Annotated in this window: 1 protein-coding gene and 1 pseudogene; one reads left to right on the forward strand and one right to left on the reverse strand. The window is 43.1% G+C overall.

Features of this window, described 5'->3' with window-relative positions:
* Positions 1–790 (forward strand): carbohydrate ABC transporter permease (locus F6K20_RS39005; protein ID WP_287298530.1); only part of this gene is annotated, 790 nt, incomplete at its 5' end.
* A gap of 131 nt (positions 791–921) precedes the next feature.
* Here the strand turns inward: F6K20_RS39005 and F6K20_RS39010 are convergent.
* A pseudogene (locus tag F6K20_RS39010) lies at positions 922–1,248 on the reverse strand (hypothetical protein); the annotation flags it as partial.

The raw sequence follows: 1,248 nt of genomic DNA on the forward strand, positions 1-1,248 counted from the left end.
CCGCTCTCTACCCACTGTTGGCTTGTTCATTAGTTCCCTACGCTACCGAGATGATGTGCTCAAAACCGGTTGGTGGTCAGTCTTCCAACACCCCTTCAATTTCACCCAATACCACCTCGGTAACTATATTGATGTGATTACCTCCGAAGGGATGGGACAGGCATTTCTCAATAGTCTGGTTATCTCGATTCCCGCTACAGTCATTCCGATTGTGATCGCTACTTTTGCTGCCTATGGGTTTGCTTGGATGAAATTTCCTGGTCGCCAAGTCCTGTTTATGGTAGTAGTTGGTTTGCTGGTAGTCCCGTTACAGATGACTCTGATTCCGGTATTGCGAGTCTACGGATATCTAGGACTTTCCGGTACATTATTAGGTATTTGGTTAGCCCACACAGGCTATGGTTTGCCCTTAGGAATTTATTTATTGCGTAATTATATTGCTAGTTTGCCTCAGGAGTTAATCGAAGCAGCAGCAGTGGATGGTGCGTCTCATCTGACCATAGTTACCCAGCTGATTGTGCCTCTATCCATGCCTGCGATCGCATCATTTGCCGTGTTTCAATTTCTCTGGGTATGGAATGACTTGCTAGTTGCTTTAGTCTATCTCGGAGTTACACCAGACGTTGCCCCGTTAACGATCCGATTAACAAATATAGTAGGTTATCGTGGGCAGCAGTGGCATCTTCTTACCTCTGGTGCATTTATCACCATGATTGTACCACTGATTGTGTTTTTTGTTCTACAGCGGTACTTTGTGCGGGGGATTTTAGCCGGTTCGGTTAAGGGTTGAAACTCTTATCTATAGCAGTTCTTAATTGGGAGAGGTACTTTCGTCCTGGGTTTTAGGGAGCTTCAACAGCTGGGAGTAGGGAGTAGGGAGTAGGGAGTAGGGAGTAGGATTCAGTTTATCGAGGGTGAGATTCAGGGCTGACCTACTTTAGGTAATTCTGTTTCATTGGAGAGAGCGAAATTATCTAAAGAAACCTTTGCTGAATAGGCAATAGCATCCCGCTGGTACAAAATTAATAGGCTATTTGCGTTTAGAACCTTGTAACCCAAAAATCTATCTACTCCACTTACTACTTCCTGATAGTCATTACCATTGTAATGGGTAAATGCTATTGTGAGCATATCATTGTTTGTTAATCTTCCATCACCATTGGTATCTTGTTTAATAAGGTGGTATAAAACTGCTATAACTGGTTTAGATTCAACCCTGTTATTAGCTCTATCATTAGTTTCTGAAAT

It is taken from the genome of Moorena sp. SIO2C4, assembly GCF_010672485.1.
In the GTDB taxonomy this organism is placed as follows: Bacteria; Cyanobacteriota; Cyanobacteriia; order Cyanobacteriales; family Coleofasciculaceae; genus Moorena; species Moorena producens.